21 protein-coding genes and 1 pseudogene are annotated in these 26,027 nt (G+C 39.9%); 2 read left to right on the forward strand and 20 right to left on the reverse strand.

From position 1 onward, the window contains the following. Positions 1-883: 883 nt before the first annotated feature. The 5 genes from M5V91_RS10035 to M5V91_RS10055 all read right to left on the reverse strand — a co-directional run bounded on the left by M5V91_RS10035 (position 884) and on the right by M5V91_RS10055 (position 6,618). The gene (locus M5V91_RS10035; protein ID WP_019383533.1) at positions 884-1,372 is read right to left on the reverse strand and encodes a hypothetical protein; all 489 of its coding nucleotides are present in this window, start codon (positions 1,370-1,372) and stop codon (positions 884-886) included. A gap of 361 nt (positions 1,373-1,733) precedes the next feature. After that, positions 1,734-2,279, reverse strand: coding sequence for a GNAT family N-acetyltransferase (locus M5V91_RS10040; protein WP_009330420.1), 546 nt, complete (start codon positions 2,277-2,279; stop codon positions 1,734-1,736). Between the two features lie 256 nt (positions 2,280-2,535). Then, positions 2,536-3,366 (reverse strand): sensor domain-containing protein, encoded by an 831-nt coding sequence (locus tag M5V91_RS10045; protein ID WP_284522075.1) that lies wholly within the window; start codon positions 3,364-3,366, stop codon positions 2,536-2,538. 552 nt (positions 3,367-3,918) lie between these two features. Continuing rightward, positions 3,919-4,719, reverse strand: coding sequence for a PP2C family serine/threonine-protein phosphatase (locus M5V91_RS10050; protein WP_019382748.1), 801 nt, complete (start codon positions 4,717-4,719; stop codon positions 3,919-3,921). A 213-nt stretch (positions 4,720-4,932) separates the two neighbouring features. Beyond that, a complete protein-coding gene (locus M5V91_RS10055; protein ID WP_019382749.1) occupies positions 4,933-6,618 on the reverse strand; it encodes a glycoside hydrolase family 13 protein in 1,686 nt (561 codons plus the stop codon). A 250-nt stretch (positions 6,619-6,868) separates the two neighbouring features. Between M5V91_RS10055 and M5V91_RS10060 the strand changes: the two genes are divergently transcribed. Further along, positions 6,869-7,045: a hypothetical protein gene (locus M5V91_RS10060; RefSeq protein ID WP_157888535.1), complete on the forward strand. Its 177-nt coding sequence runs from the start codon at positions 6,869-6,871 to the stop codon at positions 7,043-7,045. 73 nt (positions 7,046-7,118) lie between these two features. Here the strand turns inward: M5V91_RS10060 and M5V91_RS10065 are convergent, their stop codons facing one another. From M5V91_RS10065 to ltaS, 3 genes are all read right to left on the reverse strand, one after another. Next, positions 7,119-8,129 carry a LacI family DNA-binding transcriptional regulator gene (locus tag M5V91_RS10065; protein WP_009330424.1) on the reverse strand — a complete coding sequence of 337 codons (1,011 nt, stop codon included), beginning with the start codon at positions 8,127-8,129 and terminating at the stop codon, positions 7,119-7,121. A gap of 220 nt (positions 8,130-8,349) precedes the next feature. After that, positions 8,350-9,150, reverse strand: coding sequence for a uroporphyrinogen-III synthase (locus M5V91_RS10070; RefSeq protein WP_019382750.1), 801 nt, complete (start codon positions 9,148-9,150; stop codon positions 8,350-8,352). A 265-nt stretch (positions 9,151-9,415) separates the two neighbouring features. Continuing rightward, positions 9,416-11,419 carry a lipoteichoic acid synthase gene (gene ltaS, locus M5V91_RS10075; RefSeq protein ID WP_019382751.1) on the reverse strand — a complete coding sequence of 668 codons (2,004 nt, stop codon included), beginning with the start codon at positions 11,417-11,419 and terminating at the stop codon, positions 9,416-9,418. A gap of 443 nt (positions 11,420-11,862) precedes the next feature. Here ltaS and M5V91_RS10080 point away from each other — a divergent pair, with 443 nt between their 5' ends. Then, positions 11,863-13,125, forward strand: coding sequence for a serine hydrolase domain-containing protein (locus M5V91_RS10080; protein WP_284522076.1), 1,263 nt, complete (start codon positions 11,863-11,865; stop codon positions 13,123-13,125). 104 nt (positions 13,126-13,229) lie between these two features. Here the strand turns inward: M5V91_RS10080 and M5V91_RS10085 are convergent, their stop codons facing one another. From M5V91_RS10085 to M5V91_RS10140, 12 genes and pseudogenes are all read right to left on the reverse strand, one after another. Beyond that, positions 13,230-13,835 (reverse strand): lysozyme family protein, encoded by a 606-nt coding sequence (locus tag M5V91_RS10085; protein WP_439649965.1) that lies wholly within the window; start codon positions 13,833-13,835, stop codon positions 13,230-13,232. A gap of 249 nt (positions 13,836-14,084) precedes the next feature. Further along, entirely contained in the window at positions 14,085-14,978 is an 894-nt protein-coding gene (locus tag M5V91_RS10090; RefSeq protein ID WP_251175196.1) for an NAD(P)-dependent oxidoreductase, read from the reverse strand. Continuing rightward, the gene (locus tag M5V91_RS10095; RefSeq protein WP_251175195.1) at positions 14,975-15,736 is read right to left on the reverse strand and encodes a hydroxypyruvate isomerase family protein; all 762 of its coding nucleotides are present in this window, start codon (positions 15,734-15,736) and stop codon (positions 14,975-14,977) included. Before M5V91_RS10095 ends, M5V91_RS10090 begins: the two co-directional genes overlap by 4 nt. 201 nt (positions 15,737-15,937) lie before the next feature. Further along, positions 15,938-16,816 carry an MBL fold metallo-hydrolase gene (locus tag M5V91_RS10100; RefSeq protein ID WP_009330432.1) on the reverse strand — a complete coding sequence of 293 codons (879 nt, stop codon included), beginning with the start codon at positions 16,814-16,816 and terminating at the stop codon, positions 15,938-15,940. A 111-nt stretch (positions 16,817-16,927) separates the two neighbouring features. Continuing rightward, positions 16,928-18,538, reverse strand: coding sequence for a glycoside hydrolase family 43 protein (locus tag M5V91_RS10105; RefSeq protein WP_251175194.1), 1,611 nt, complete (start codon positions 18,536-18,538; stop codon positions 16,928-16,930). 28 nt (positions 18,539-18,566) lie between these two features. Then, complete coding sequence (locus M5V91_RS10110; protein ID WP_284522077.1) at positions 18,567-19,115, reverse strand: YesL family protein; 549 nt, start codon at positions 19,113-19,115, stop codon at positions 18,567-18,569. Positions 19,116-19,255: 140 nt separating this feature from the next. Further along, a complete protein-coding gene (locus M5V91_RS10115) occupies positions 19,256-20,155 on the reverse strand; it encodes a carbohydrate ABC transporter permease (RefSeq protein WP_251175192.1) in 900 nt (299 codons plus the stop codon). 18 nt (positions 20,156-20,173) lie between these two features. Beyond that, positions 20,174-21,049, reverse strand: a complete 876-nt coding sequence (locus M5V91_RS10120; protein WP_251175191.1) for a carbohydrate ABC transporter permease — start codon at positions 21,047-21,049, stop codon at positions 20,174-20,176. 76 nt (positions 21,050-21,125) lie between these two features. Beyond that, positions 21,126-22,439 (reverse strand): extracellular solute-binding protein, encoded by a 1,314-nt coding sequence (locus M5V91_RS10125; RefSeq protein ID WP_217025103.1) that lies wholly within the window; start codon positions 22,437-22,439, stop codon positions 21,126-21,128. 100 nt (positions 22,440-22,539) lie between these two features. Continuing rightward, positions 22,540-23,331: pseudogene (locus M5V91_RS10130) on the reverse strand (response regulator transcription factor). Beyond that, entirely contained in the window at positions 23,300-25,024 is a 1,725-nt protein-coding gene (locus M5V91_RS10135; RefSeq protein WP_284522078.1) for a sensor histidine kinase, read from the reverse strand. Before M5V91_RS10135 ends, M5V91_RS10130 begins: the two are co-directional and overlap by 32 nt. A 283-nt stretch (positions 25,025-25,307) precedes the next feature. Then, positions 25,308-25,751, reverse strand: coding sequence for a RidA family protein (locus M5V91_RS10140; protein ID WP_284522079.1), 444 nt, complete (start codon positions 25,749-25,751; stop codon positions 25,308-25,310). Between the last annotated feature and the right edge of the window lie 276 nt (positions 25,752-26,027).

Raw genomic sequence — 26,027 nt, forward strand, 5'->3', positions numbered from 1 at the left:
CAACCTCTTTAGCGAAAGGCATGATTTTTGTGTTTAAGGATACCCGAATGCTAATTAAATGGCTAACGATATTTAATATAGCGAATATTATTATTGCTGCAGTAGTAGGACAATTGCAAACTGAATATCTTATACGTCGAATAAATAAAAATACAAATCGTAATAAGAATTAGCTAACCATGGTCACTTTTATTGTTTTACAATCATTAATACTCTTTTCTCTGTGTAACGCCTTAACTAGGAATTCCCTTACTCCTTTGTTTCAAAAGCACTATCTCCTTTATAGTAAATACAATGTATACGGCTCCTCTGATAAGCTTGCTCCAACCTGGTCCCTCTATAAGGGAATGTTTCAATGTTTATAATTAGGCTCATAAGCAATCACCTATAAATTTAGTCAAGCTTATAGATTTATTAACTCCTTAATGATAATCGTTTTTTTCAGCACATCCTTTTTTCCCTTTAATGGGCTTTTTCTTTTGTTGAGGAAATTTCCCCTTTAAATAAAATCCTACAATATGCTAATTTAGAATTGTCCCTTAACCATGCATTCTAGGAGGTATAACCATTAGTATAGGAGCCAAAGTTGTTTATAAAACTGACACATATACCGTATTATGGATATATGAAAGTGGTTTCTGTGAAATCAAGAAAGATTACCAAACAAAATTAGTTCCTCAATCAGAAGTTACACTTTTAGAAAATTAGTTCTTTACTATTGCAGCGGTTAAGGGACATCACTTAATAATTGAAACCTATAACCATAAGGCAAAACCTTATTGAACCCCTTTGTTTAATACCGTTTTCTCAAATCTGTCCTTTAGTTGAACAAAAAAAGCCGCCAGAAATGACAGCTGAATCTTTTACCCTTGTTTTGAATAGTTTATAAGCTGCCAGAATCCTTATAAGTGGACTTAAACACTTCCTCGAGCCAATAATGGTAACCATAAATAACAATTGATAGTGTGATGAAAATACAAAGACGACCCCAAGGAGTTATGTTAATCAATTGATAAATTTTTAATTTTTCCTGAAGGATAAAATGGACAGGGAAAATTGCAAACATAAAATCCAGTACAATATTAGTCACTAAGTAAATCCAAAACTTACCATATGTGAAGTAAAAAATCCATATAGTTACAATTAAAAAAGCACCTAGTATACCTGAAGCAAAGGAAGGTTTTAACCATGGTAAAATTGATTCTTTAATTATCCAGTGTTTTTGATTGTGAGCTATCAAGTTATAGAGAACCATTAGAAATGCAGCTAATATTGCAACAGGCATAAAACGCTTAATATCTTCTCTCTTTAAAAAGAATAATGTGAACCATGGAGCAATTAAAATTGTCCAAAGTACAACTTTACTTAACAAAATAAACCCACCTTCTTTTATTTTGTAGTTTCTCCTGGTAAAAGTTATTTATACCATAATTTATCAGCTGTATTATAAAAGATAATGCCCTTAGTCAAATAAGAAAAAGGCTGTATTTTTTAGCAGCCAGTTCTTTAAGGGAAGCACCCGGTAGTTTAAGTGAAACACTTCACAAAGCACTATAAAAAAGTGAGTTGCCAAGCAACTCCTTAGGTAAATACCAAATCCCTCTTATGATTTACAGTTTTGACGTTAATATTTTTCTTGAAGTAGAGTTGGTATGATTTATAAAATTTGTATCAGGCAGTCTCACTCCAGAACACGTTTCGTTTACAGAAAAATTATCGGAAGTGAAACGAGCTTATGCATCCAAGCTGTTGATGATAGCTAATACTTGATGATCTGTCCACTTTCCATTAATCTTTAAATTTTCTTTAGCTATACCTTCTTTTTTAAACCCCGCTTTTTCTAATACACGAATAGATGCTATATTATCAGGCATAGCTCCTGCTTCAATTCTATGTAGTTTTAATTCTTTGAAAGCAAAATCTACAACAAGTTGAAGAGCTTCTGTTGTATATCCCTTTCCATTATACTCCTTATCTAAAGTAAATCCCGTATAACAGCTTTGTTGGTCTCCCATAGTAATTTGAGTTAATGAAATGTCTCCGATAAGTTTATCAGTTGCTTTTAAAAAGATTCCAAAAGCATATAATTGCCCTTCGCCTGTCTTTTTTAAAGCCTGTTCAATGCGTAATTTTTGATGTTCTTCCGTATAAAAGGCTTCCGGGAGTAATGGGCTAACTCGTTGAAAAAATTCGCGATTTCTAGTATGTAAGTTAGCTAACTCGCAGGCGTCAGAAGTTTTGTAAAGTCTAAGGTAAATTTGTTGTCCTACTAGCTCCATAAAACCCCTCCAATATCATTTTACTGCCATTTTATTCTAAATAGTCAAAAGTATGATATTAACACCTAGGTATTTACCATATTTCAAAAGTTATTGTTATAATATAAATCCTTATTGACTAACCAGCCTCTTTAGTTCAAAAGAAAAAAGCTGCGTTTAGCAGCAGATTTTGAACATAAGCATCCGTAAGTTGAATTCAACAAAAATTGCATCAATCCTCCGTGGATCAACGCTAATAATAAAGTCATATTTAGCTTTATCTGATCTGTGAAACTTGATAATTATTCTTTCCGTTCTGTTTTGCTTGATACATAGCTTCATCAGCATATTTCAGCAAATTCCTGACATCCATATTGAAATCATCGCAAAAAGCAATTCCGATACTGGGAGTTATTGAGATAACAACATTCTGCACCGACACTTTATTAGATAGAATGTCGATGATCCGTTCGGCAACATGTTTTGCATTATCGATTGTCGTTTCCGGAAGTAAAATCGTGAATTCATCACCTGCAAGCCTGGCCACAGTATCCTTATTTCCTATACAACCTGTAAGCCTGCTCGCGACTTCTTTTAACAATAAATCTCCTAAGTCATGACCGAAGGTATCATTTATTTGCTTAAACCCATCTAAATCAAGATACAGTACTGCGACTAGCCCTTTATTGAAATTAGCTGATTCAATTGCATGATTAAGTCGTTCTTCAAATAATCTCCGATTTGGCAATTGGGTTAGAAAGTCATAATGAGCCATTTGTTTCAATATTCTTTCTGAGTTTTTACGATCGGTTATATCTTGTATTTGAGAAATAAGGAATAATGGCTTGTTCCCTTCCCGCACTATGGATACAGATAATAACACCCATACAATCTTCCCGCTTTTATGGACATACCTTTTTTCCATCTCAAAAGAGTCTCTTTTTCCTTCCACTAATTCTTGTGTGTAAGATAAATCAGTATCTAAGTCCTTTGGATAGGTTAACGTTTGAAAGTTCGTGGTAAGGAGCTCGTCCTCTGTATATCCAGTAATTTTAGTTAAAGCATGATTTACCCTAATCCATTTTCCCTCTAATGAGACTATCGACATCCCAATCGGAGCAAAAAAAAGGCCTGATTAAATAAATCTATATTTTTAAACATATTTATATCCTTTTTATAAAAAGTTGAAAAGCATTCCCAATTTTTTTATTTTATCTCAAACTAAACTGGCAAGCAATAAATTTCAACTTTCCTGGTTAGCTTAACAGACAGAAAAGGGAGTAAGGAGAAAAGAGCTGCAAAAACCGTACGGAGTATTACTCACCATCATATATAAACCTGCCCCGTTTGTTCAATATGAGTAAGAAATTGCGGCAGTCCAAGTGACATTGAAATTGACAGCATCTTGGCACTACATTTTATTTGCACAATATTTATCGTTCCATTATAAATTATAAAGTCTAGAAAACATAAAATAAGTTAAAAACCTTATAGGAAAATGACCTGTGCCAATTCACACGTCATTTTTATGCCCTTTATCCAATAAATCACCCCGAAACGGAACCCTTTTCCTTAGAGTGGAGGCTTCTTTTTCGACGTTATTCATTCTGAGTCTCTTGTCTCCAGTTTTATCTCCTTTTACTGCCAAGTTTCAGTAAAATCAGCCGCTGGGCTGGCATCCTTCATGCTCTGCATCAATTATCCAGGATATGATGGTCGTACTGTCCCGGACATCCCTATCTTTTATTATCTTTAATAGCTCACGGACCCCATCCTCATTCCCGAATAAGCTAAAAAGATTAAATATTTCTCTTGGTTCAGCAAAGTTGGTGTTGGGACATTCCGTCAGCCCATCTGTTGTTAAAAAAATATGATTCCTGCCTCTTCTGAGCTCCTTTGTACCCGAGCTATAACAGGGAACCGGCAAATCAAACGTATTGACTTTGCCCACCCATTCATAAAAACTTCGGTGGTTTTGCTGATATTCGTTAAATGCAGCCAGTTCAGGGTGGAATAAATGCAGAATACAATCCCCGATCGATAGCCACCAAAGAAATGAGCCTTTTCTGATCACACATAAAAAAGCTGTTTCACCTTTAATCCTTCTGCATTCCTCCTTGAAACCCTGACTTTTAAATTGTTTAAGCAGTAATCCGCCAACTTGTTCAAACACTTCCCGGGGCGGCAGCACTAATAAAGCAATGATTTCCGTTTTCATTGATTTGACCGTTTGAATAACTAACTCAGCGCTTTCCGCAGTAGTATGGGCATCCAGTAAAATAGTAAACTCCCAATCTTCGTTATTACCTGTCCATAACAGGCAGCCGTCTTCATTTTTATTTTGCCCAGCATTCCTGTTTCCGCCGAAACGCCCTAATACCATTCTACCGATATGCTGAATGCTTATTTCATCCAGGTAAGGCTCCTCACTGCCAACCCAGGAATATTCTAATAAATTCATTGAAATGGCCCCTTCCATGTTTTAACATAATAATATTTATTAATAAGAATATGTCAACAAAAAAGAGAACCTCAATGGTCCTCTAAGCAATACTTCTTCATTTTTTCCCCTGTCACTCTTGTAATTAGAAAGAATCAGCTTCCAGCTTGTAAATCGATCAAAGGAAAATGTCTGTTTATTAACACCAATAAGGGCCCTAAACAGGCCCTATCTTTATTTCTTCAAACGATACACTCTAGCTTCATAAGGCTTGAGTGGCAGATTTTCAATTTCTTCATTTTCATCTGCATTCAGGTTGGAAATCAGCAGTTCCTTAGAAGAGTACCGGACATGGACTGGAAGTTTAAAGTCAGGAGTTTCTTCACTGAAGTTGCAGATCACAAGCAGCTGGTCATCTCCAAGAGTTCTTGTAAAGGCGAAGATCTGCTCATCTTCTTCCATGATTAAATCGAATGTGCCATAAACAATCACTTCATTTTGCTTTCTAAGCTGAATGAGCTTTTTATAAAAATGGAAGATGGAATCTTCATCTTTAAACACTGCTTCAGCGTTAATTCTCTCATAATTTGGATTCACATTAATCCAAGGCGTTCCGTCGGTAAAGCCTGCATTCGGGCTGGCATCCCACTGAACAGGCGTTCTCGCATTATCCCGGCCTCTCTCATGAATGCCTTTAAAGATTTCATCATGTGTTAGGGAATCCGGTGTAAGATCACGGTATGCATTTAACGTTTCGATATCACGGTAATCATTGATATCAGTGAACTTTACATTTGTCATGCCGATTTCTTCGCCCTGGTAAATATAAGGCGTCCCCTGCATCATATGCAGACATGCCGCAATCATCTTACCAGAAATAACGCGGTATTCCTCTGATTCATTTCCCCATCTGGAGATGGCACGAGGCTGGTCATGGTTGCTCCAGTACAAGCTGTTCCATCCATCTTCCTCCAGACCCTTTTGCCACTTGCTGAAAATCTCTTTCAATTCAGTCAGTTTCCAAGGACGCGGATCCCATTTGCCGTATTGCCCGTCGCCAAGCCCTACATGTTCAAAATGGAAAACCATATTCAATTCATTTCTGTCTTTGCCTGTATAGAGCTTGCCTTCTTCTACTGTTACACCCGGCATCTCCCCAACCGTAATGGTATCATACGGGCTAAGGGCTTCTTTGTTCATTTCCTGCAGGAATTGATGAATTCTTGGTCCATTCATATAATACTTGCTGCCGTCCCCATATTTGTGTCCTTCACGAATCTCCCCCTGTGGATAGCTGGTATCTTTTGAAATGAAATTGACGACATCCATGCGGAAACCATCAATCCCTTTGTCCAGCCAGAAGCGCATCATATCATACACTTCATTTCTTAATACAGGATTTTCCCAATTCAAGTCAGGCTGTTTCTTACTGAAAAGGTGCAGGTAATATTCACGTGTTTCTTCATCATATTCCCATGCACTTCCGCCAAACGCAGCGCCCCAATTCGTAGGAGGTTCGCCGTTGTCTGTTTTCTTCCAAACATAATAATCTCTGTAGGGATTATCTTTGGATTTTCGTGATTCCTGGAACCACTGGTGTTCATCGCTTGAGTGGTTGACAACGAGATCCATCATGATTTTGATGCCGTGCTCATGGGCTTTGTCCAGCATACCGTCGAAGTCATTCATATTTCCGAACTCGTCCATGATATTGCGGTAATCTGAGATGTCATAGCCATTATCATCATTAGGCGATTGGTAAACGGGGGATAGCCAGATGACATCGATCCCCAGTTCGCTTAGATAAGGAATTTTTTCAGTGATTCCGTTGATATCTCCAATCCCATCCCCATTGGAGTCATTAAAGCTTCTTGGATAAATTTGATAAATGACACTTTCTTTCCACCATGTTTTGTTCAATTTATTACAACTCCGATCTAAGAATAATATTTATTTTATAAAACCTTTCATTACATCGCTTATAATCCATTTCTAGGCAAAGGTATACATAATAATCATAGTGCAAGTGCCATTAAGCAGGACGCAGATGAAAGATCTGTGCTGAAATGGGCCTTGGAAAATATACAGGAGTAGCGGCAGTGTGGCCATTTTCCGGTCGCTGATCAAAACGAGGTGCAGCATGTAGTCATTCCATGCACCAAGACTTGTGATGATTGCCACCGTTGCATTCAGGAATAGCACGAATATAGCCAATATAGATAAAAATAATATCGGAAAGATTGAAAGCGATATACAAAATGATCAATCCAAGCAGCTCATCCATACCCCAGGCACTCGTTTGCATGACAAGCTGCTGAATGAAGATCGGGAAAGGAATGGACATTGAATTTAAATTTGTTATTTGTTATTTAGCTCTCAATTACGTAAACGTTTACGTAATTAAGCCGAGAAAAAGAGAGTTATTTTTTCCTCTCTTTCACACTCATTCTTTCAATGATTCTATGCGGCATAATCCGGCTTTCCGGAATTTCGCCAGTTTCCATTATGGTAAAGAGCATTTCTGCGGCAGCCTCACCCATTTTTGCGAGAGGCTGTCCCACTGTTGTCAGCGGCGGAATGGACATCTCAGCAAGGTTTAAATTATCGTACCCCATAACAGATATCTCATCCGGGACCTTAATTCCTAATTGATAAGCTGCTGATAAGGCCCCGATAGCCATTTCATCACTTGCTGCAAATATCGCTGTAACATCCGGGAACTGCCCGATTAGCTTTTTCAAGCCCTCGATCCCATCAGGAAATGCAAATCCCCTGCTGAACACAACATTTTCGGAACCCAGCGATATGCCATGATCTGAAAGAGCTTTCTTAAAGCCTTCAATCCTCGGAATCCCCGCGATGATATCATCCTTTTTTCCGCTTATCATTCCAATTTTGGTATGCCCCTTGCCGATTAAATACTTGGCTGCAGCATATGCTGCATGAAAATCGTTGACCTTTACAAAAGGCACAGGGTACGCATAGGACTCGGTTGAAAGCAAAATAATCGGCATCTTGGTTTTAGCTACAAATTGATAATACTCTTCTTTTAATATTTCACTTGCAAAAATTATCCCGTCTACCCTTTTTTCGATAAGCAGCTGGAGATATTTCATCGTTTTTTCGCCATTTGATTCTGTATGGCAGACGATCACACTGGAACCATTGTCATTTGCAGCCTTTTCAATGCCATCCAGCAGATCGGTAACCAGAGAACTGGAAAGCTTCGGGAAAAGCACCCCAATCGTATGTGTTCTTTTGTTAATTAATCCTCTTGCCACTGCGTTTGGCTGGTATCCCAGCTCTTCAATCACTTTAAGAACCTTGAATTTTGTTTTTTCCGAATAGCCTCCCTGGTCATTCAAAATCCTGGAAACGGTTGCAATGGAGACATTTGCTTTTTTGGCAACATCTTTGATGGTATTAGTCATATCCCACCTGCTTAAAATTGATGTATTATTTTTGGTGCGAAAACGTTTACGTTGTAACATTATCATCCCTTGTATGCATTTTCAATATATTTTTTATGATTTTTTGAAATTAGTATATCCATGAATTAATTAAAAAGGAGCCTAAAGGGGCCCCTTTCAAGAGTATATTCTGCGCTCTAGAAGCTTATTTATTTTTACAAATTAGTCCTTAAATGACTTCTTAATTATAAAAACGGGCTAATTCAATAACCGCACTCCCGATCCTCTCGGCTTCCGGAAAAATGACTCTTTCAATTCCTTCTTCATGTAAAGCTTGTGCAGTTACTTTTCCAACTGATAAAGCCACAACCTGTTCTGATAGACAACTTTTCAATTGCGTATCTGCCTTCTTTTTCCGGGCGAAGGTGAATAAATTCCTTACTTGAGGTGTGCTGGTGAAAAATACTGAATCAAGCTTTCCGTCAAGGAGCTCGGACAGCAGCTGATTCATTACATTTTCATCAGGAGGAATATGGGTATATGGCAGTATTTCTTCATAGTCCGCATGGTTATCTTCCAGCCACTGTTTAAGGCGTGGTGCCGGGTCCCCGTGAAGCTGCAGGGCTACTTTCCGGCCTGTTAGGGAATGAGCTGAGAACTCTCGGATTAAGCCTGCCGTACTTCCGTCATCATCCCGCACTGAAGGTGTGATATCAAGTTTTTTCAGAGTATTAACGGTTTTATAACCCCTTGCTGCAATATTTGCTTTTTGCAGGCTGTTGATTAGGGCGTCACCCTCATTCATATCAAGAGCCGTTTGATATATGGTTTCGACCCCGATTCCGGTAGTAAAAATAATCCATTCAAAGCTTTCCTTTATTAGCAGTCTTACATGATCCTGGAGTTTATCGTCTTTGAGCAGTGTTGTCCCCTGGGCTGGCCTGCTGAAGGCAATCCCTCCCTGATTCTCCACCAATTTGCCAATTTCTTCTATTTTCCGAGAACCTAAAAGTGCAATCCTTTTGCCAGCAAGCTTCCTCATCTTAATCCCCCTAGAAATGTATCTTTTTATTTTTAATTATAAAGGTTGAATGGTTATTTATCACATAATATTAGGCTTGAACCAGATTTAGCTAATGCATAATGGTATTCCACACTGAATCAAAGTAAACACCCTTACTTTTGTTTATTTGATTTTACCTGCTTTATAAAAGTATTTAGTTTGGTATGTGACTTATTTATTTTCGAATAGAGGAGTTATCCAGCAAAAAAACTGCCCGCAGGATTTCCCGCAGACAGTTTTTGAATTATTTATCAGCTGGCTCTTCTTCAGCCATTTCTTCAGTTACTTCGTTCTTCTTGTTGACCCCATTGCTTTCTGCTTTGTAATCGTACTTTGAACGATCAACCGGTTCGAAGTTTTCCGGTGTGTAGAAGCGGAGAAGATCTCCGTTTACGACTTTATCAGATAGCGCCAATTTCTGCTCGGCACTTTCCTGAAGTTTTTTCGCTTCTTCAAAACGGCTTTCATCCAGCAGTTCACCAGTTGTTGAGTCATAGAACTTTCCGTCAACAGATGAAATGGTTGGACTCATGAAATCTCCGTTACGGAAAGGAACAAGATCATCATGCTGTTCTGATAATAAGTCTGTACCGAATTGCAGATACTGTTTAGTATCAATGCCAAGCAAGTGCATCAATGTTGGCATCAGGTCGATCTGACCGCCAAATTCATGGTTTACCCCGCCTTCCATGCCAGGTACGCGGATGAATAGAGGCACACGCTGTAGACCGGCACTATCGAACGCTGAAATTTCCTTGCCTAGCACTTGTTCCATTGCTTTATTATGGTTCTTGGAAATACCATAATGGTCACCATACATGACAATCACTGAGTTCTCATACAGGCCGGAAGCTTTAAGCTGCTCAAAGAACTGTTTAAGTGCTTCATCAGCATAGCGGGCTGTCTGGAAGTAATTATCCACTGATTTGTCACCAGTAGTATGAGGCTCAATTGTCGCCAGTTCCTGATCCATATGATAAGGATAGTGATGGGACACAGTAATGAATTTAGAATAGAACGGCTGTTTAAGTGACTTAAGATACGGCATGGATTGTTCAAAGAACGGCTTATCCATTAGACCATAGTCAGCCATGTTTTCTGGTTTTAAATCATAATATCCTGCATCGAAAAAGTTGTCATAGCCAAAGGATTTGTAAATTTCGTTACGGTTCCAGAAACTTCCCGAGTTACCGTGAAAAACTGCAGAAGTATAGCCTTTATCCTTCAGAATTGCTGGTGCTGCATTGTAGGTATTCATGCCCTTTGTTGTAAAGGCAGAACCCTGCGGCAATCCATATAGGGAGTTTTCAAGGATAAACTCAGCATCAGCTGTTTTCCCTTGTGCAGTCTGATGGAAGAAGTTATCAAAATACGTTGTATTTTCTTCTTCAATCAGTGAGTTCAAAAATGGTGTTACTTCTTCACCGTGCAGTTCATAGTTCATCAAGAATGTCTGAATGGATTCAAGGTGAAGGTAGATCACATTCATGCCTTCCGCTTTTCCGAAGTACTTCGGGTTCGGTTCAGCATAATTCGATTTTGTAAAGTTGATGACTTCGGTTGTATCACTGCTATCCGCCATAACTCTTTGCGCGGATGCCTTCGTGCTTTGTACTGCATCATAAATCGTATAATTGTACATGCCTAAATACTTAACAATGTAATTGCGGTCAAAACCTCTTGTCAAAAGTTCAGGGCGGTCTGTTTCAGCCAATCCCAGGTTTGCAAATGAAATGGCCAGAGAAGCATAAATTAATGCTGCTGATCTGCGGCGCGTCAAATCCTTTGTTTCCACTTTTACAACTTTAAATACAAGCAAGCCGGCAAGCACGATGAAATCAAGGAAGAAAAAGATATCAGTCGGCTGTAATAATGAGCTGATGCTTCCGCTGACGTCACCAAAGTTCTGTGTCTGCGTCAAAGTCGGCAATGTAATAAAATCATTAAAGAAACGATAGTACACTGCGTTCGCAAACAGCAGGAACGATAGCAAGAAATACATTACCATCAAGGCGATATATTTTCTTCTGCCTTTGAAAAAGAATGCAATTCCTAAAAACAGCAATGAAGACCCCAGCGGGTTGATGAATAAAAGGAAATGCTGCAAGGCACTTTCAATGCCTAAGTTAAATTGTGTCATTTGAGTAATATACGTTTTCATCCAGAGCAGAAATACTGCTAAAAAGAAAAAGCCAATATATTTATTTAATATATCCTGACTTTTATGAAGTAAAGTATTCAAAATCATACACCTGCCTTCTAGCACTTTATTCTAACATACTTTGCTAGTAATTTAAAAATCTTATGTTGGCAATCAGCCCAATAATTATTAGTTTACCTGATAAATATTAAGAATCTATGAACATCCAAAAAGCACTGCACAAGAATATAACTATACTCGCATTTAATAAAATGTCAAGCATGTCCAGATTAAATGCTCTTTTTATGACTATTAAACAGAGTAAGTGCAGTTCACAGCCTAAGCTGGGTGTTGCCCATTAATAAATGCTGCACGTCTATATAGACGAATGAAATGCCATTTGGTTTCACTTTTTATGTAAAAACTTATAAATCTTTAATTTTTCAAGGAAGGAGAAAAATCAGACAACAGCCAATATATATGAAGAATGTAAACGAATTATACATAAAGGTGGAAATTCCTATGGACCAAAAACAGCAAATAACGAGTATATGGACATTCTTGCTGAGGGCAATTATTTTAATGGATGTGTTCTTGCCTCCCATAAAGGCAAAGTCATCCTGAATGAAGGATATGGACTATCAAGCTATCAATATGCCATTGAAAACACTCCTATTACCAAATTCCGCATTGGGTCTTTGACAAAGTCATTTACGGCAGCAGCTACTCTTCTGCTTCACCAGCAAAAGAAGCTGAATCTGTTTGATATGATTCATACTTATATTAATGATTTTCCTGCTGAAAAAGGTGTGACCATTCATCACTTATTAAGTCATTCATCAGGCGTAGCCGATTTTACCTTTTCTCCTGAATACTGGGAAAAATTCATGCGTCTGCCCTCCAGTCTGGAAAAATCCATCAATTGGATTAAGAGGAAGCCTCTGCAATTTCAGCCCGGTAAGGACATGCAATACAGCAATGCAGGATATTTACTGCTAACTGCTTTAATTGAAAAAGTTTCAGATTTACCCTATGAACAATTCCTCCTGGAGAATATTTTTAAACCTCTTCAATTAAAAAATACAGGAATTGATAATGGCCGTAAGATTGTAACGGACTTGGCTTCCGGTCATTCGGTCTGGGAAGAGGCCATTCACCCAGAGTATGTCGCTATGAGCATCCCTCAGGGAGCATATGGAATGTACAGCACTGCAGAGGATTTATTTAAATGTACAGAAGCTTTGCAGAATGGTTTGCTGCTAAACAAATGTATGACATCAAAAATGTTCACTGCCAACCCTGGGGGCTATGGGTATGGCTGGTTTATTAACGGCGAACAAGGGACAGCGAGACACTCTGGGGATATTAATGGCTTTACAAATGAACTGTTAATGAACTTTAAAGAAGATCTGACTATCGTCATCTTGAGTAATATGAATATCACTCCAGCAGACAAAATCTGTGAGGATCTATACCGCATCACTTTAAAAGAAAAGGTGCGAATGCCTCAAAGGTTAGCATACTCAAACGATCCCGTTCCCTGGAGAATGCTGACAGGAGAATACCGGGCGCATGAATTATATGCTGCGGTCCATTGGGGGGAAAATAAACTATTTGTGACTATGCCAAAGAAATATGGGGCGTTATATAAATATGAAGTAAAACCCATTACCATTGCAGATGACAAAGTATTTTTCAAATCGAATTTTATAAATGAAGATTTTATTTTCGATTTGAAAGGTCAATGCCTCGAGATTGTGGATGTATATGAGCAAAAGCAGACACTGAAAAAACAAACCGCACTTATTAGCTAAGTGCGGTTTTAGTTTACCATAATATTATTATGTTTTTTACCATACTGATTTAAATTCTCCGGATTTTCCTGTGTCACTTGCTGTAAGTATCTCAATATTTTCGGTTACCTTTGTTGTATAAGTAAAATCCCCATAACAGTATGGATAGCGGAAATTATTCTTGTCGCCTCCGCAATTATAAATTTCCGGATTTTTTCGGCCTGTTTGAGTGAGAATTCTTTCGCGATTTCTTCACTGTGTTTTCCGCCCTGATCTGCAACAAAGTCAATATATCCGATTCCCATATTGTAGGCCTGGATAACGGCAGGGAAGTCTACATTTTTCTGACTGCCATAATTTAGTGCTTTCTGAAAGTGTTTAACACCCTGCTTAATGCTTTGTTCCGGATCCTGAATGGAATTCGGGGGCAATCCAGCTGATTCCGAAGCCTGCATCGGGTCCCCGCCCTTCCCTTTGCTTTCCTGCTGCATGATCGCGGCTAATACGAGAGTATATTCTTCAAGGTTAACTTCCTTCAATTCCTTCTGAAGGATCGGCGTATAATTCTGAACATCCCTTGACACCGTATTAGGCAGTAAGGATACCGCTGTTTCCTTAATATTAAGCTGCTTGAATTGATCAAATAAGACAAAAATCAGAACCAAAAAAAATAACAGGAATGCTACATTTGATCTGCGTTTTGTACGCTTTTTGCTTTTTTTGCGTTTCATTGCTGCTCTCCCGGTTTCTCTATTATTTCAGATTATCATTATAGCAGAAAATACTGATATTTTAATAGGAATAGCTCCTTTAGAGAAGACCGGAAGAAGGTTTTTCGGAAAGTTCGGTTTTTATCATTGGTTTTTATCTGCCTGAATTTTGGTTTAACCCAGCATTTAAATTATATCGGTCAGTTTGCTTACACCGGCTTTCTGCTATACATACCAAATGAAGTAACTGAGCCTTCCTGTCTCCGCTGATTATTTCTTCCTCTTCACCATAATTCCGGCCTCTTCCTCAAGAGGCTTAATGACTGCCGACATATCCTGATCGCCATGGCCTTGCTCAGCGGCTGTCTGGAATGCTTTTTCAGCCAGTTGCCCGGTAAATTGGTTTAAGCCGGCTTCCTGTAAAAGCTGGTTGGCAAGCCGGACATCCTTGTGGACATATTTCACAGCCCCTCCTGGTGTGAAGTGGCGATCGAATACGTATTGTTCCATATGCCTGCGCAGGATTCTGCTGTCGCCATAGCTTGTCTCCAGCACTTTTAAGAGCTGTTCGGAATCCAGCCCATAAGCAGATCCGGCTACCATTGCCTCTGATGCAGCCAGAGAGTGAACAGCAACAAGATACTGATTAATCAGCTTGGCAATGCTGCCTGAACCCGAAGGTCCCAGATATTCTATGGTGTCACCGAGCATCTCCAGTACCGGCTTAACTTTTTGAAAAGCCACTTTTCCGCCGCCTGCCATGATCGTTAATGTCCCGCTTTCTGCTCCTTCAGGACCTCCGCTAACCGGACAATCCAGATAACTGATCTTTTTTGCATCTGTCATCTCAAAGATAGTTTTACTCGTGTCTGCCCCTACCGATGTGAAGTCAATGCATATCGTTCCAGGCTTGGCACTTTGAATGATTCCCTCTTTACCTGTATAGACGTTCAGCACATCGTCTGGCATAGAAAGACAGGTACACACGACTTGACATTGGCTGGCCAGATTGCTGATCGTTTCCGAATAAAAGGCACCCAGATCAATAAGGGGCTGTGCTTTTTCAATTGTCCGATTATGAACGATGACGTGAAAGCCATTGCCCAGGAGGCGCTTGGCCATCCGCGAGCCCATTACTCCTGTTCCAATAAATCCAATCTTCATGATATCACCCCTTTCTGCCAGGCAAAACTCTCTTCACTTCTGCCTTGCGGATTATATTCAAGACCAATTAAGCCTCGATAGTGTTTACTCAAATATTGAAGAATATCGGTATAATTCATTTCACCTGTCCCTGGCTGCTGTCTGCCCGGATGGTCAGCAATTTGCACATGCGAAACCAGCTCAGCGTATTTTTGATACATGGAAAGAGAATGGCCATAAATTCTTTCAATATGGTAAAAGTCGAATTGAAGCTTCACATTCGGCAAAGCGACACGATGGATTATGTCTGATGCCTGCTGGATATCATTTAAGAAATAGCCAGGCATGTCGAATGGGTTGATAGGCTCAATTAATAGGGTTATCTCATGCCTAGACATTGCAGTGCCCGCATAAAGGAGATTTTCTATAAATACTTCCAGATTATTGTCTGGCTGTATCCCCGCCATACAATGTATCTTTTTAACTCCAAGGCCATTTGCATAACGGATCCCCCTTTCAACTGATTTTCTAAATTCCTCTATACGTACGGGGTCTGCTGCCAGGCCACGGTCCCCTTTTTCCCATTGACCTGGCGGCAGGTTAATTAAGTCCATCGATAACTGATTTTGCTTAAGCTCTGCTTTGATTTCTTCTATTGTAAATGTATATGGAAACTGGCACTCCACATAAACAAAACCAGCTTCACGGGCTTTTTTAAACCGCTCCAAAAAAGGAAATTCTGTAAAAACGGTTGAAAGATTAACAGAATATCTATTCATGATAGCCTCCTGGAATAGGGTTATTGTTAATAAAATGGTCTTTTCTCATAGATTGTTGTTTTTGGTTTTGAAATCAGCGGGGAGGACGTAAGCCTCCCGCTGGAGTCAAGTGACCTCAGCTCCAATCAACTCAGCAAATTAAACGAAGGTATTTAGAAAGAAGGAGACTTCACAAAAATAGCCTTTAAAACATGCAGAACTTTAAATATCTGATCCTGTTGAAGGCCCTTTTAGTTCATAGCCATTTGCAAAGTACTGTATCGTTTCTAGCTCATTGCCATTCAGTTCACGATTGACACTGGATTGATAGGCATTCTTCATTTCTTCCATTTGTCCTTCGAATTCTTCTGTTAGTCTTGCTGCCTTCCTGAGCATGGCCGTTTCCACCTGGTACTCTGCCTTTGAGATGGCAGTCCCGTGGGACAAAATATATGTATCTGCATCAAACTGTTCCAGTGCATCCAATAGCTGAAGCACACAGTCTGCCGTGTAATTCCATTTACTTGCGTAAAGATTCGCGTAAATCGCATCGCCGAGAAATAATATTTTTTCTTCTTTTATATATACCACCACCGAGTCTGGAGAATGGTCCCCGCCGACTCTTTGCAGTTGGCAGCTCACACCGCCAAGATCGATTTCAAGAATATTCTCAAAAGTGATATCTGGAAGTTTAACCTTAATGCTTCGATCATTACCATACTCGTTCTTAATAGCGCTCGCGCAAAATTCTATTTCGATTCCGCTTTTCACACGTTCATCCAATGCCTCATCTGTCCATTGGTAAGGGATTAGCTTTTCCATTTCAGCTTTGGTGAGATTAGAAGCAATAGATGGAATATCCAGTGCAGGCAGGCCGAAAATATGATCCCAGTGCCAATGAGTCAGGACCACCATTCTCGGTGAAGGTATTCGCAGTTTCTCCAGCTCGCTTAAAAACAATTGAGCATGTGCTTCAGAATTGCCTGCATCAATCATCAAAGTCATTCGATCCCCGACCACAGCCCCTAAAATAGGACGGTCAGTTTCTGAAACAGGAGTTTGATACCAAACCCTGTGCTTAAGTTTTTCTAAAGTTTGCATAAAATCCTCCCTCCGATTCTTTTGTACATTAATTCGTTAAAAGTGAATAGAATCCTTTTTCTCTATTATATAGAAAAAACTGCTCAATACTTGAGCAGCCCCATTTTATGATTAAGATTCGCCTTTATAAACAAAGTAATCAAAATCGGCAAATTGATTTTGGCCGGAAGTGTCCTGACATTGCATGCCGACGAATGCACCTGTAAAAAAACCGCCGCCCTTTATGTAATCATCCGATAATTTATGAGATTGAAAAGGAACTGCAAGTTCTGTCCAGTTCTCACCGTCGAATGAATAAGAATAATTATATTCATGGATATGGACATTTACACGAAGGTAAACATATTTCACTTCTGCCGGGATTTCAATTTCACTCCCTTTTAACGGCTGGGAGAAAGTAAAATTATCGCATGACACCAATTCCAGGATTCGTCCTTTATCTTCATTCCAGCTGACCTGGCATGACGTCCAGTTTTCAGTATTATAATAATTAACGAGACCGGCAGATTGCTGGAAGGTTTCGGGCTCAAATGCCACCTTTGTTTCAGCAGTAAAAGAAAAGTGCTGCCATCTTCTCGCTATGAAGGCCTGTGTGAATTTGGATGTTAAGCTTTCTTTCCCATATAACCGAAGATGGCCAGGGTTATCCTTCAAAGAAACAATATTCTCACCGAGCGGAATCCTTAAATTCTGGAAATGCAGGTTTAGGGTTTCACTATCAAAATCGTCTTTTTCCGGAAAATCTCTTCCCCACTTTACTTCCTTAATTTTTGGCCCTTCTATTTCAAGGGCAGGCTCGTTCCCGCCAGTTACATAAGGCCAGTCATTCTTCCATTCCAGCCTTTGTATGGCAGTCTCCCTTCCAAGAGGACAATAACCGCGCGGGTCAAGTAAGGGATGACCCTCTCTTGTTAAGGGGCGTCCTGTAAGATGGACAAGAAACCACTCATCTGTATGAGTTTTTACCATTGAGGCGTGACCGGCCTTTTGCAGAGGGTTCCTCGGTGACCCGAAAGATGAAATGAGCGGATTTTCAGGGTGTACTTCATATGGCCCCCTTATGTTCTTTGATCTCGCAATGGTGGCCTGATGATCATATTTAGTTCCGCCTTCAGCAGTCAGCAAATAATAATAACCATTGATTTTATACAAATGCGGTGCTTCTGTCAGTTTGATATCAGTCCCCTTGAAGATGACCTCCGCTTTCCCTTTCAGCTTTTGCTTCTGTACGTCAAATTCCTGCAAAGCGATTCCGTAAAAGTTGTGATGGCCGGCACGGTGATCCCACACCATGTTGACCAAATATTTTTTTCCGTCCTCATCATGGAACATAGAAGGGTCAAAGCCTGAACTATTTAAATACACAGGATCAGACCATTCCCCTTCTACGCTTTCACATACTGAAAGGTAATTATGGCAATCCTTCCACTGGCCATCCACCACTTTTACATCCGTATAAATAAGCCAGAACCGGCCATCGTGATAGGATAAAGCAGGTGCCCAAACCCCGCCTGAATCCGGACTTCCTGTCATATTCAGCTGGCTTATCCGACTTAATGGCCTTGCAGCCAGACGCCAATTTTTCAGATCCTTAGAATGATAGATTCCAACACCGGGAAACCACTCAAAAGTGGAAACAGCAATATAATAATCTTCTCCCACCCGGCAAATGCTCGGATCAGGATTAAATCCTGTTAAAATCGGATTGCGTATAAGTGCCATTTGACCATACCTTTCATTTTATTATTCCTTAAATATGTCTGCTTAAGCCCGAATGACTGAACTGTTCAGGCTGCTGGCGCTTTTGCCTCGCTTCAATCTTCCTAAAACTGTACATTCCCCCATACATCAAAATCCATGTAATGGAAACAGCGCTAAAGAAGGGAATAAATGCAGGACTGTACAAAAGCAGAAAAATGATGGATCCGGCAGAGGCTGCTATGATCAGGGTAAGATGCAGGTTAAGGATCCCAAGTAAACATGAATTTTTTATATATTCGGTTACTGTTAAATCAAAATGTACATAAACCGGAAAAATATACATCAGAGTAATGAAATAAAGAGCTGATATAATCAGCATCGGTACGAAAAACAGCAACTGCAGAACCCCTTCTAAGCCATTTACAAAATGCAAATCCAAAAGAATGAACCCCGCGCAGATAACAAGTATGAAACCAAGCAAATTAGATTTAGTAAATTCCTTTTTATAGATTGATAGGAAAGTATCCCAAACAGGCACTTCTGTCTGTTTCATCTGCCACTTGCGGACGATAGTGAAGAGAGATACAGTTGCCGGCATGAAGCCAAATACAATTAGCCCCCCGCCGTAAATAACAGCCAGAGCAAGTTAACATAAGCAAGCTTCATGATCCATTCACATATTGTAAATAGCTTGCCCAGCGTACTTTGCATGTTTATCACCTCCTCTGCTTTGGATGATTAGCCTTTAACGGAGCCAGATGCTATCCCCTCAACGATGCGATTGCTTAATATCAGAAAGGCAATTAATATTGGCAGGATGCTGATGACCAGTGTGGCACCTATAGCACCCCAATCCGTAGTATACTGGCCAATGAAATTCTGGATTCCAACTGTAAGTGTCTTAAAGCTATCCGAACTGATAAATGTATTCACAAATACAAATTCATTCCAGTTGTAAATCATATTAATAATCGCAGCCGTTGCCATTACCGGCATCGTCATAGGCAGAGTGATTTTAAAGAAAATATGATGGATGGATGCACCATCCATGACTGCTGCTTCTTCTACCTCCCTTGGCAAAGCTTCATAGAAGCCCAGCAAAATCATAATGGTGATTGGAAGGTTGAAAGCTGTGTAAGTTAGAATAATGGATATCGGATTATCAATCAGATTGGTATTGGTAAAAGTGCTGAATAAAGGGATCAAAGTTGAATGGACCGGTATCATTAAACCGACCATAAACAGTCCCAGCACCAGCCTGTTGCCTTTCCAATGCATTCTCGTAATGGCAAAGGTAACCATGCTGGCTAAAACAACAGTCAGAATGACAGCTGCAAGGGTGTACGTTACACTATTTATAAAATAGAGGCTGATATTTCCTTCCGTCCAAACCTTTGCGTAATTTTCCCATTTAGGGTTTTCCGGCAATGAGAATGGAGACATATTGAATACTTCCTGGCTGCTTTTCAGGGAAAAAAGAAATAGCCAGATAATCGGGAAAATCTGAAACACGGCGACAAGAACCAGGAACACATACATGATGCCATATGCTAAACGGTTCACAATTGGTTTTGAGACAAGCTTTGTGTCCAGTCCATTTCCTATGCGCGGGGCGCCATCAGGTTTTACTGTTTCCATACATTTTCCTCCCTTCCATTAATAGATATCTTTATTAGCAGCTGTATATCTGCGGATGATGTAAGTAACAACAAGACAAATGACCAGCAGGAAAAATCCGATGGCACTCGCATATCCAAAGTCAAAACCCTTAAATGCTTTCTGATACATATAAGACGCCATTACTTCGCTTGCTCCATTCGGACCGCCTCCGGTCATGACATAGATCAGGTCAAAGTATTTCAGCGAGCCTACGACTGCTAGAACAATTGTTACTTTAATTACATTCATAATCAAAGGGAGCTTTATTTTAAGGGCAATCTGCAAGGGAGAAGCCCCATCAATTCTTGCTGCTTCAACAAGTGATTCAGGAATATTTTTTAATGCTGCATAATAAATGAGAATGTAAAAACCGGCGTATTGCCATATAATTGGTATAATGATGGCATAGAGTGCGAGATTGGCATCCGCTAGCCATGCAGGCGGATCTTCAATGCCGATAGCTACTAACACTGTGTTCAGCATGCCATTTGAAGGGTGGTATATCTTCATCCAAAGCTGTGCAATTGCGACTGATGCCAGCAGCATGGGGATCAGGTATATCTTCCTTAATAAATCTGCACCTTTGATTTTACTGGCGAGGATAATGGAAATGAACAAGTAGCCGATCAGACTTAATGCAGAAAACAGGGCCAGCGAAAAGGAATGCAATGCACTTTTCCAAAAGAGTGCATCTTTCATCAGTACCTTGTAATTCTTTAGGCCGATGAAATCCATTTCTCCAATGCCATTCCATTTCATTAAACCATAGTAGCCTGTCTGTATAATCGGCACATAGATCAGCGTAAGGACCAGGAAAAGGGCAGGTGTGATGTACAGTGCGATGACTTTTTTATTGGAAAGCACTTTATTCATTTCATTTCAGCTCCTTCCTGTTAGAATTAGAAAGGATATACCCCAACAGCAGATATATCCTTTTTCGGGAAGGCTGTTAATTCCCTTCCTCAGCCTTAAGAGCCTCTTCATGCTGTTTGGCATAATCAGCTGGTTTTACTTCATTGCCGAACAGTGATTGGATAAGGTTTAAATGTGTTTCTGCAACCGAAGCACTCATTTGGACATCAGCAAATAAGGTTAAGCTGCTGGCTTTATTTAACTCATTTAAAACATCAATATACAGTTCCGGAAGATCCACTTTACCGGTATCAACCTTCGTGGCAGGAATTACACCCGCTTTTTCAACAGATTGCTCTCCCCATTTTTCAACAAAGAACTTTACAAATTCTTTTGATTCATCTTTAACCTTTGAATTCTCAGCTACGAATAACCCTACTCCCGGGCCGCCCACCCAGCTGTCGATATTTCCTTTGCCTCCGTCAACGGTCGGGAATTTAAAGAATCCAACGTTTTCCCTGAAATCCTGCGGAATTTCTTCATTCGTCGTAAAATTAGGGAGCTCCCAGGTTCCCATTAGATACATTGCCGCATTGCCGTTCAGGAACTCAGCCTTTCCTTCGTCATTTGAAAGTCCATTATAGCCTTTATTAAATGCGTTCTCTTTGACAAGGTTTTGAACTTCTTCAGCAGCTGATACCAGTGCCGGATCTTCGAACGAACCAGAGCGGTCAATAGCTTTATTAAGAACTTCAGCCCCGCCAATTCGGTCTGCCAGGTACATGTACCACAAGGATCCTGTCCAGCGGTCTTTATTTCCAAGTGCAATCGGGGCAACCCCGTTGTCTGTCAATGTCTTAACAGCATTTTCAAACTCACTGTAAGTGTGGGGTACATCAAGATCATATTTCTCAAAAATTTCTTTATTGTAGTAAATAGGTGCAATGTTCAGCTCAAGAGGCAAACCATAGGTTTTTCCATCGAGAGCGTAGGCTTCCGTAGTCCCGCTTACAAAAGATTCCTTCAAACCATCATTCAGTACATCATCCAGCTCTGCAAATAGATTGCCTTTCACAAATGGGGTCATATATCCGGCTGCCCAGGTAAACCCTACATCCGGCAATTCATTAGAAGATGAAAGAACTTTGATTTTATTTTTGTACTGTTCATTTTCCAGAACTTCGACTTCAATTTTCACATCTTCATGCTCGGCTTCATATTGTTCAATAATATCTGTAACAATCTGATTTTGCTGCTTGGAGCTTCCTGCCGGCCATAAGTGCATGAATTTAATGGTTTTTTTGGAACCGTTTTCACCACTGGCCGTATCGGTGTTTCCGCTGCATCCTGCGAGCGCTGCTGCCAGGATCAGCACTGCAATAAGTATTAATGAATGCGCTTTCTTAAGCATTTTCCTAACCCCTATTTCTTAATTATTCTAACAATTCTAATGATAACACCACTAAAAAATCGCGGTAAGGTAACCGCGATTGGGAAAAATTCCACTATTTTTAGATGGGAGTTTCATCAAGTTCGGTCAGCTTCCGGTATTTGCTTGGGGTCACACCTTCCGAGTCTTTAAAAAGTTTAATAAAGTACTTGGCTGTTTGATACCCGGCCTGCCGGGCCACTTCATCTATTGGCAAATCCGTGGTTATGAGCAGCTTTTTCGCCAATTGCAGTCTTTTTCTTGTCAAATATTCACTAAAAGTAATGCTGGTCTGCTCTTTAAACATCGCACTAAAATAACTGGCATTCAGATGCACTGCATCAGCGACTTCTTTGAGAGAAATTTGTCCCGGAAGGTTTTCGTTCACATAAGCAATGGCCTGTTTGACAGATGAATTTACATACTCTTTTTTGCTTCCAGCTCAAGCAGGCCTTGATCTGCGACTTTTTCCAAATAATCTGCCCTGACCATATGTTCTTCCGTTTCAAGGGCTTCTTCAATTGCCTTTATAAGACTTTCCTTCCGCAGTGGTTTGACCAGATAGTTGAGAACACCAAGCCGGATGGCTTCCTGGGCATATTCAAAATCAGGATAGCCTGAAATTATCATGACAGCCGGCTTGTATCCTTGGTTTCTGATGTTTTTCAGCAGTGCCAAACCAGTCCATTTCTGGCATGCATATATCTGTAATAAGCAGGTTCACTCTGGTCCTCTGGAATAACTCTAAAGCTTCCTGTCCATCAGCTGCGCTTAGAATCTCAAGTCTCCCTGCTGACCATCCTTCCAGTGTCTTTTTCAGCCCCTGTCTTGTTGTCTCTTCATCATCCACTATTAAGATTATCTTTGTATTCACCTTTATTTCCCTCCCCCGCAGGTATTACGAACACAACTTTAGTGCCTGAACCCAACTCACTTTCCAGATGAAGACCGCCAAGGGAATAGGCATCATAATAAAGGCTGAGCCTTTTGTTAACGTTTGTCAGCGCCATCCCAATCCCTTTAAATGAAGAAACATTCTCTTTTTTTATCTCCTCGTTTAACTGATGAAGCTCTATCTGATCAATCCCCGGGCCGTTATCCTGCACCGTGATTTTGACCGAGTCCCCACCGGCTGATTCTTCTAATTTGATAAGGACAGTTCCTTGTATTCTCTTATTTTCAATTCCATGCTGTATAGCATTTTCAACTAATGGCTGTATAATCAGTTTTGGTATTTTCACACCAAGGAGCTTGGGCGGTGCAGCAATTTTCCATAACAGTCTTTCGCCAAGCCGCATTTTCATTAGGCGCATATACCGTTCAATATGATCAAGTTCATCATGTATGGTAACCCATTCAGCAGATCTGCGATTCCCGATTGTATATCGGAAAAGTTCAGACATTGAAATGACAATCTCAGCCAATTCCTCTTCCTCTTTCTCCTCCAGGGACCAGTAAAGTGCGTTTAGAGTGTTGTAAAGAAAATGCGGATCAATTTGGGCCTGCAGTGCCTTCAGCTCCGTTCGGGACCGAAGCAATTCTTTTTCATAAACAACCTGTATTAAGTGGTTGGTCCTTTCAACCATTTTATTGTAGGTGTTATTTAATTCAATAAATTCAAGTGAGGAATTACTCTCAGGATTCAGTTTTAATTCATCCATTTTGGCATTTTTCATCGTATTAGTCAGTTTTTTAATCGGTCTGGTGATCATGGTGGCAAGCACTATGGAGGAAATGACAAATAAAAAGAATCCAATGGAAACTGCTAAAATGATTACTGCTCGAACTTTCGTAACGCCCTGCAGCAGAAAACTCATCGGCTTCAGGATGACAAAAGTCCAGCCTGTCAGAGCTGACTTTTCAGTAACAGCCATATATTCCTGATCACGGATCATAATCGATTTTTCCTCTTGCTGGATAATGCTTTTTATGTCGAGTCCATAATCATAAGTAATGGGTGTTAAGTCGCGATCGAGAAGCATCATATAATCGTTTTGTCCGTTTTCTTCATTATTGCCCTGAACCTGAAAATAACTGTTGGAAATACGGACGACAAGATAACCGCCATTCGAGAACCAGCGATCCATCAGACTGACTCTCCGTATGGCTGCGGAATAGCTGGTGTTTCCCTTATCCTTCCCAGTCCAAACAAGCTTCCCCTTTTCCTTGTCAGCGGCTTTCACCCACTTTGAATCGATGACTTTAAAAATATTTTTCCCATCGAATGGATAAATTCTTTTGCCTTCTGCATTATACAGTTCAATTGAAGATATTCCATCTGAGTAGGCATATGTATTATTGATGATTTTTATCAGGGATTCCAATTTTCCATAATCCATGCTTTCCCCTTCAAGCATCTTTAGGAGCATTTGCTGAACAGTGCTATTGGTCATGAGCTGATTAGTCAGAGTATCAATCTGTTTATAAAGCGTTTCCATTCTGCCGTTGGCTTCTGCAGCAGTTTGCTGAATCTGGCGTTCCGCATTTTGCCTGAAAAAGCCGCCTAATTGGTCATAGACTACGAGTGAAACAAATGCCAGGACAAACAGCATGACGCTTAAAAACACTGCTAAAATCTGGTTTCGCAGTGTATTGAATTTTTTAAAGAAGAAAGAAAACTCTTCATATGAATCACCTATTCTCAGGTTATCTTATATATTTATTTAAATATAGCAGATTTAAAGCTGGATAACATGAAAACCCTTACATTAATTTATTTGGGCTTACATCCTCCATCTCCTTTTTGAAAGTATGCTAGCATTTTATATATGGAGAATAAATAGAAAAACTGCTCAATATCTGAGCAGCCCTTGTTCGGAAGTTATTCTATTTCAACGATCATTTCAATTTCTACAGGGGCTCCGCCTGAAGGGAGGCAAGCCCCACAGCTTTGCGGGCATGTCCATTTTCCTTGCCGAAAATGTCATGAAGCAAATCTGATGCAGCATTAATGACTATAGGATGATTTTTAAAGCTGCTTGTTGAGGCAACGTATCCATCCATTTTGATGATTCTTTTTACTTTATTTAAATCTCCAATGATCCCTTTAAGGGCTGACAGCAAATTCAGCGTACAAATTCTTGCTGCATCCTTTGCTTCCTCGATTGAGATATCTTCCCCGACAATTCCTGCATATTTTTGCGCGCCATTTACCCTGGGTGTTTGTCCGGATAAAAAGACTGTATTGCCCGAGATAACGCCCGGTTCGAAAGGCATTCGGATATCAGCCAATACAGGGAGCTGGATATTCAGCTCTTCCAGTCTTTCTTCAATTCCCTTTTTTACCCCTTCCATCACTATGCCTCCTGGGAAACACTTTGTTTTAATGAAGAATATAGTTGTTTAGTGAATTTAAATGAGCGGTGAGTATAATAGACTTTGGCGAAAGCTTGATTTTCACAAAGTGAGCATTTGATTTCATATGGAGCTTTTCGAATATGAGGAGTTTTTAATATTTGCATGGCTTCTTTTAAATGTGTGCTGCAAACCCACATAATGTCACCTTCTTCTATTTTATTGGGATTCTATATACTATTACATTCTGTAATGGGCAAATGACGTTATTTCATC

Source organism: Cytobacillus pseudoceanisediminis, from assembly GCF_023516215.1.
Lineage (GTDB): Bacteria > Bacillota > Bacilli > Bacillales > Cytobacillaceae > Cytobacillus > Cytobacillus pseudoceanisediminis.